Genomic DNA, 7,868 nt, shown 5'->3' with positions numbered 1-7,868 from the left:
CTCCTTTGGTCAATGTTTTTTATAGATCTAGGGAGCTAGGCATACTGGCCTGATGAGGGGCTGCAGCATATGCATGCTGCGCCCCTTTTGGCTTTATAAGCTAATCTAAGTCGGCGCGATACAGGTAACCTCTGTTACTATAGCTATATCTCCGGCACTTCCTCTAAATCTTCTGAAACACTGACAGGCATATCTATAGTCTGTCCAAGTTTTGCAACTGTCATCACTGATCTAGGCAGCTCAATCTTTAACTGTCTCAACAAAAATTCTTGGGCTCCAACAATTGGCTTCCATATCATGCCCGCTTTATACTGCTCTACCGTAATGCCGTTTAACACACGCAACACTTCTTTAGTAGACCGTAATTTGTTAGCGTACTTGCCTGGATTAGCTTCTCTAGCATCTCTAACACGGTGATTTAGCTCTGTGGTTAAGATTCCTGCTATATGTTGCAATAGAAGTTTCTGTTGAAAACCTTTGTCTGTCTTAGCTTTAGTTGTTTTTCCGTCAAGACCCGATTTTGTACGTTGAATAACATTCTCGATACTTTGTCGTCTTCCATATCTTTCTTTTACTTCAGCACTACTCAAAGTAAGATCGTTAGTTACTAGCACCTGAAAACCTTTTGTGCTCAGGTGTTCCGTTATTGCTGCTCCATTCAATACTGGGCGTTTTTCTGGACTTAGAGTAACTTTATCCTTCTTTATGGCTTTTGATTTCTTTGAGGTTGCAGAGGATTCGCTTAAGTATTTTTCAGCATCAAAATCAGAAAACTTTGCTAAGTAGTCACATTCTGCTGATGTAAGCTTTGCTCCGGACATGTACAAAGATACTAGGTTTTTAATTTTAGTCATTACAGACATGAACGCGTTGTGGTAGATTTCTGGCGAGTATAAAACGTGATAGCGAAGAGTTACCTCTTCATCCAATTTGGCTCTCTTTCCATCTACAGGATACGATTCATATGTATGAGGACGATCGATATATTTACTCGATGTAATGTCTTCAAAATCAAGCACTGTATTGCTAACAGCCAAGCAAGAATCGCTAGCTTCCTTAATTATGCTTTTCACTTGAGCTTTTTGGCTCATGTTCACTATGAACTTTTGTCCACTACGAAGCATAGCATCAATGTTTCCGCCGCTCGCATAGCCTCTATCAACAATAGCGGTCATAGAGTTTATATTGACACTATGTCTATTAATCTTTTCAAGAACATTTTTAAATGCAGACATATCGTTTGCGCGACCATTAAAAACATCGTACATGAGCGGTAGTCCGCTTTTTGAAGCGTCGCATATAAACTGTACATTGGCCTGGTTATTGTAGTTTCCTTGCTTATCCACACCGCTGTCTATAAACATTAAATCTCGGTTCTTATGTGAAATCGGAGTACCATCAATAGCGGTACAAAGACCTTCCTTGATAATCCTCTCGTGATTATTCTTGAAATAGTGCGCTAAATAGTTATGGTGAAAATGATCTATGAAGTTATCGTTAATCAAACTGACGATACGTTTAAAAGCGCCAATATCCAAATTAGCGCAATCGGCAACAGCATAATAATCACAGAAAGAAGTAAGACCTTCATATGTGTTTGTGCCATTAATGATCATTTGATACACAACAGTTTCAATACACAAAGTGTATTGAAGTGCCTTTTTCTTTGTTATTCTGCGAAGTCTTCTATGTTTACCAGTTTTTGGATCTACTATTGGATCAGGCTTATAGTCCATGAAAGACTTAGCTAAAGCCATTCTCACTCCAGTATAAATAGCAAGCTGCTCTAAAGTTAAAATGCTACCGCCTGACTTAATGCCAAGTAGCTCGTTTGCTACAGCTTTAGGTCTTGACTCTAATGTCTTGCGAGTCTCATCAAATGATAGGTTAATAAGCTGGGCAGGGTCTCTACTCATTGGCACGCCACTAGCTGACTCAATCACCTTTCTTGTGCCAGCTAAGTGACTAGTCTCACCTGAGTCATCTGAATCACATTCAAGCTCATCTTCAAAGAGATCAATCTCATGCTCTGGTTTTTTGTAAAAAAATTCACCACCCTCTGCTCTATAGATAGTTAATCCAACAAGTTGAGGATGTTCAATTAAGAATTCTGTAGAGAACTTAACAAGACCAGATAGGCCCTCTGAAAGAAGCTTGCCTACAGTTTTACGATTCGTTGTACGAGCGCGACCTTTCTTAATAACATTGCCATTTTCATCGAGTACGGCTGGTTCCCAGATAGACAGATAAGTTGTTAGATACGAATACTTACCATTACGGGTTACTTTGATTGCAGGTAGGTCGAATGGTAGAGGTAGGAAGTCTTTCATGGGGATATGCACTCGGTCAATAAATGGACAGATGATTATATTATATATTGACCGATAAAACAAGAGATATTCAATAATTTTATATATCGATATTGATCGTTATATGATCAAAGGAGATCTGTATATTGAGTGCATACCAATAGATGGGAGCTTAGAGTTTTTCTCTAAGGCAAATGGTGAGCATGTGTTAGGAGGATTATCGTTGTGGCGCTTTAAAAAAGGCCGCATACCACTACGGCCTTAAAACTAAGGTTATCCTGCTAGGCAGGATTCGTATATCATACGCTCAATTGAGAAAATTTTCTCAAAAACCCAACGAAAATCCCTATTTATTCGCTAAATCGCTTATTTTTTGATGCCTGCAGCTATTTGTGGAGCGATTTGCTTGATAGCGCGATATGGAATCTTCTGATTTTCAAGATATACCATGGCATTTAAGTATGGCAGCATGGTTTCAAAGAGCTGCTTATAGCCCTCACAGAAGTAAGTCTTTGAAACACCAGAGACATTTACTATGCGATGTTTGATACAGCCACCATTGCAGTAGCTTAAGTACTTACATTCCTTACAATCAGCGCTTAGCTTGAGCTTATGGGCACTTAGGCGGCTAGCTTTGAGATCCTTAAGTGAGCAAGTTGCAGTTGCTGCAGTAGGATCGGCACCATCGACCTGACAACGAATAGCAGGCATGGCATCAGCCTTTTCAATATCTAAGATATTAGCTAAACGATACTTTGGATAAACTGCCTGATCGCACTCGTAGATATCGCCATTAGCCTCAAGTACGAAGTTATCTGGACAACGATTTTCAAAGACGCAGGAGAGGTGACCTAAACCTAAGACGTTAGAGATTAAGGACTCGAACTGACGAATATTGATCTTATCGATATCGTTATGTACCCACTCAAGGAAAATAGCACTCATAAACTCGCCATAGCCCTTAGCTGGCAGTGAAAATGTCTTAGGTTCAAAACTCTGAGGGATATTGTCAAAGTCGGTATTCTCAGGATTGGTCTCAATAACCTCAGAGAACTGCATGAAGGTTGAGCCAATATCCTTTAAGAACTTATACACCTCTAAAGGATGGCGATAGTTGCTTTCGTTGATACAGGTAAGTGTATTGAACTCAACGCCATGTTTTTTGAGAAGCTCAATGCCCTGCATGACCTCGCTATGAGAGCCACCGCCGTTCTTAGAGTGGCGATACTTATCGTGCAACTCAGCTGGACCATCAATAGAGACACCAAGCAGAATCTTGTGCTTTAAGAAGAGCTCACACCACTTGTCATCAATCAAGGTAGCGTTGGTCTGAATGGCGTTTTCAATCACCTTGCCATTGGCATATTGGCTTTGCAGAGCAAAAGCCTTTTCAAAAAACTTACGGCCAGCAAGTAATGGCTCACCGCCTTGCCAAGTAAAGAGGACGTGATCGGATGGGCACTCTTGAATGTAACGAGGGATGAAAGCCTCTAAGATCTCATCTGACATGATGCCCTTGTGCAGCATACCCTGCTCTTCACCTTTTGGCAGATAGAAACAGTAGTCGCATTCAAGATTACATGTGAATGAAACTGGCTTAATAGTGAAGTGCATGACGATCCTGCCTTATTCGGGAAAAAACAGCATCCCTAGAACAGCTCCCTTGATGCACTGTACTAGAGTGTCAATCAAAACCTATGTTTAGCCATGCTATAGCGGCGCATAAACACTTATCTTTGATTGAAAGTAATGATTATTACAGTTGCCAACACCAATGATATAGCGGCTGTTAGTACCAGCGCTTAATCTCTGGCGCAAAGCTGTTGGCTATTAAATCTGAGTTTAGTATTGCTCAAATTAAAAAGCCAGACCCTAATAGATAAGATCTGGCTTTTTTAGTTTACAAGATACCAGCACTAAGTGCTGATATCTTGCAGTGCTTAAGTTGAAGAGATGATTACTTGTTTAAAGCATCAACAATCTTCTGATACTTAGGCTGGAAGTTTGGCATGATAGGTGGCTTGGACTCAGAAAGCTGCTTCTTAGCAATCTTCTTGAGCTGCTCAACAACCTGAGGCTTCTCCATGGTCAGATCGTTCTTCATCTGGAGATCACGCAGATCGTAAAGACGCAGAGCATTATCCTCAACAGTGTAAATCAGCTGATACTCGTTGGTACGTACTGTGTAAGTGAACTCAGATAAGTTCTCAGTGTTAGGGTTTTGTGGATAGTAGTCAGACTCGTAACGAACATACTTGTGGTAGTTATCCCAGTATGGAATGTTACGGGTGTCGAACCAGTGTGAAAATGAGGACAGCCATACGAGGTGATCGTGTGGATTGCCCTTCTTCTCGCCGTTAATGTAAGGTAACAGTGAAACACCGTCTAAGGTGCCCTTGAGTTCCTCAGGAATAGGAATACCAGCAGCATCTAAAGCGGTTGGGTAGAAGTCCATTGCAGATACGAGCTTGTCGTACTTGCCGGTCTTTAACTTGCCCTTCCAGTAAGCAAACATTGGGGTATGAGTACCACCTGGATAGGTTAAGCTCTTGTAACCTGCCTGTGCGCCGTTGAGTGGTAATGGACCGTCGATAACAGCACCGTTGTCAGAGGTGAAGAAGATGAGGGTGTTATCAAGCTGACCATTCTTCTCGAGCTGCTCGAGTAAGCGCTTAACGCCCTGGTCTACAGAGTATACAGATGCGTAGAAGTTATCTGCAGTCTGTGAACCAGTGTTGAAGCGTGACTGATATACATCAGGAGCGGCAGCGTCGTTTGGAAGGTGTGGTGCGTTGTAAGCAAGGTAAAGCATGAATGGAGCATCGATTGCATCAGCACGATTTACAGCCTTAATAGCAGCATCGGTGAGCTGATCAGAGATGTAACCCTCTGCCTTTACGTGCTCACGGTTCTCAAACAGAGATGGTGAGTTGTAGTATGAAGTGCCAGATAGGTGGAAACCGAAGAAGTAAGAGAAGCCGCGATTTTGTGGCTGACCTGGCTCATCACCGAAGGTGACGAAGTTGTCGTGGTAGTCACGGGTCTGCTGATCTTCTGGTACTGGGATGTTGGTGATCTTAGATAAGTGCCACTTACCTACGCAAGCAGTGTAGTAGCCGTAGTTTTGGAAGAGTTCTGGTAAGAATGTCTCAGATGCTGGGATACCATCTTGTGAGTCGGTATTACCATATACACCATAGCGGGATGGTGAACGAGCAGTCATGATAGCTGCACGAGAAGGGCCTGACATAGCGTGAGCTACGTAACCCTGGGTTAAACGTACGCCATCATCCATGAGAGCACGTAAAGTTGGAGTAGAGTTACGAGCTGCCTCAATAGCCTTGTCTACATCGATCTTAAAGGTGGCAACCTGTTCACGGTTTTCCATGGTCTTAGGATCGAAAGAGCTCTCATCATATGGAAGCTGACCATAGCCTAAATCGTCCATGGTGATAACGATTACGTTAGGCTTGTCCTTAGTGGTGTATTCAACTGGGGTAAAGTCAGCAAAAGCAACGTTAGTTGCAGTAGCCTTACCATTGTCAGCTGCAAATGCAGCACCGGCACCGAAAGCAGAGATGGCTGCACCTACTGCAATAGCAGTGGCGCTCAGTTTTAAATTCTTCACAGACTGAATATCCTCATACTAGTTATCAGGATGTTCGCATGAAGCTGTACATGCCTCTATCTAATTACAGTTGAAGCTAAGCAAAGTATTAAGCTAAGAGCCTATATAAACTCTTTTTTAATAACTCATTATGAACCTAACTTTAATCGTTTAGACAATTTGGCTAATACGAATAGATAGCAAAACTCAACTTCACCACACGCAATCAAATGACAACGCTACATTAGTTGAGTGAGCTAATTCCATGTGAACTCATACATGATAGATCTGATTTATTTTATCAACTAACTCAATGTCCCTTTTTGTGAATAGTATCTCGTAAAAAGTACATTATTTGTGCAATTAATGTAAAATGACACAATATAACTTACATCAAAAATGTTTCAAACCCGCATTATATCTAGTAGTTTTGCCATAACAATTATTGTCAAGACAAAGTCAAAACATTTGACTAGGATCCAAGGTTCCCATACATAAGGCAATTAACAACTATTCTAGGTACGGTGAATTGCTCTTATCTTCACGCCACTCAACTCAACAGCACTACATCCTGCCACCTTACGCGGCATACTCTTAAAAGCAAAAATATCCATAATCCATGAACTGAGATGTTTTTATGCCTTTTGTATATCGCATCAAAATAAAAGCTTAAATCTTTTGCCTAACACCAAAAATAAAAGGCAGAGCGCCGAAACGATCTGCCTTTGATTTTGATTGACGAAATTAGTTTAGACACCTAGCTAAACGTTGCTAGGTTTAAGCATCGATCTAATTAACGGCCACGAGCACGCAGAGCAGCAATACGCTTCTCAAGTGGAGGGTGGCTCATGAATAACTCAGATACGGATACACCGCCGTTGATGCACAGAGCACTGAACTGGCCTTCCTTTTGTACATTAAGGTCTTTCATTCTCTGTAGAGCCTGCAGTGCACTAATCATGCGATCAGTACCTTCTAAATCAGCAGAGCCCGCATCAGCACGATATTCACGGTAGCGGGAGAACCACATGGAAATAATAGTAGCTAAGATACCGAAGAGCATCTGCAGTAAGCTGTTAACCATGTAAAAGACAAAGAAGTTACCGCCACCAGAGCTATTCTCATCAGAGCTGCGGTTTAAGAAGCCTGACAGGGCCTGAGCAATAATGTAGGAGAAGAAGTACACGAAGGTATTGAGCACGCCTTGCAGTAAGGTCATGGTCACCATGTCACCATTGGAGATATGGCTAATCTCATGGCCTAAAACACCACGTACTTCATCGGCGTTCATGTTGTTTAACAGACCACTTGAAACAGCCACTAAAGCAGCATCCTTAGATGCGCCAGTTGCAAATGCATTTGGCTCAGCTGAGTAGTAAATACCTACCTCAGGCATAGCAATGCCGGCTCTTTGAGCCATGGAGGAGATTTCTTTTAAAAGGAAAGCTTCAGCATTGTTGCGTGGCTGAGTAATAACCTCAACACCATAAGCTCTCTTACACATGGATTTAGACATGAATAAAGAGACGATGGAGCCAACTGAACCAAAGATGGCGCACATTACAAACAGGCCAGCATAGTTACCAGGTGACAGACGAATGCCTAATAAAGACATCAAAATAGAGCCGACCACGCCGACTACTACAAGCACCGCTGCTTGCATAAGAATAAACAGCAGAACGCGCATAAAGACTTTTCCTCGAAAAATGAAATAGGATTGGTACTAAACAAATACCATGGTGCATATTCTAACTTGTCTTACTTAGGCAAAAGATAGATTCTTCCTACTTTTTCTCACTTTGCTCACAAGAAATCACAACCACCCTACTTTTACTTATCCCCGCTCATTTTTGCTTAGCCAATACGTAGTTCATATCTTTCATGTTGATTGCCATTCATCTAGACCTGCTTTCGAGCCACATCCTATGCTCAGAGCAATTAGCAGCAAATGC

Annotated in this window: 4 protein-coding genes; all 4 read right to left on the bottom strand. The window is 41.8% G+C overall.

Features of this window, described 5'->3' with window-relative positions; genetic code table 11:
• Positions 1–143: 143 nt before the first annotated feature.
• Positions 144–2,330, bottom strand: a complete 2,187-nt coding sequence (locus RDO37_RS08065) for a transposase (protein WP_308498719.1) — start codon at positions 2,328–2,330, stop codon at positions 144–146.
• Between the two features lie 345 nt (positions 2,331–2,675).
• Positions 2,676–3,923, bottom strand: coding sequence for an anaerobic sulfatase maturase (locus RDO37_RS08060; protein WP_308498718.1), 1,248 nt, complete (start codon positions 3,921–3,923; stop codon positions 2,676–2,678).
• Between the two features lie 343 nt (positions 3,924–4,266).
• On the bottom strand, positions 4,267–5,937 hold the full coding sequence (locus RDO37_RS08055) for a sulfatase (RefSeq protein WP_308498717.1): 1,671 nt from the start codon (positions 5,935–5,937) through the stop codon (positions 4,267–4,269).
• 772 nt (positions 5,938–6,709) lie between these two features.
• Positions 6,710–7,603, bottom strand: coding sequence for a protease HtpX (htpX, locus tag RDO37_RS08050; protein ID WP_308498716.1), 894 nt, complete (start codon positions 7,601–7,603; stop codon positions 6,710–6,712).
• Positions 7,604–7,868 lie beyond the last annotated feature (265 nt).

Origin of the sequence: uncultured Anaerobiospirillum sp. (assembly GCF_902485895.1) — a bacterium.
GTDB classification, from domain to species: domain Bacteria; phylum Pseudomonadota; class Gammaproteobacteria; order Enterobacterales; family Succinivibrionaceae; genus Anaerobiospirillum; species Anaerobiospirillum succiniciproducens.
The sequence above is the reverse complement of the archived record's forward strand: the minus strand, read 5'-3'. Positions and strand labels throughout refer to the sequence as shown.

What these genes read in the sequence shown, in the direction of transcription:
- RDO37_RS08065 (WP_308498719.1), bottom strand. Translation starts at nt 2,330, where the DNA reads ATGAAAGACTTCCTACCTCTACCATTCGACCTACCTGCAATCAAAGTA.
- RDO37_RS08060 (WP_308498718.1), bottom strand. Translation starts at nt 3,923, where the DNA reads ATGCACTTCACTATTAAGCCAGTTTCATTCACATGTAATCTTGAATGC.
- htpX (WP_308498716.1), bottom strand. Translation starts at nt 7,603, where the DNA reads ATGCGCGTTCTGCTGTTTATTCTTATGCAAGCAGCGGTGCTTGTAGTA.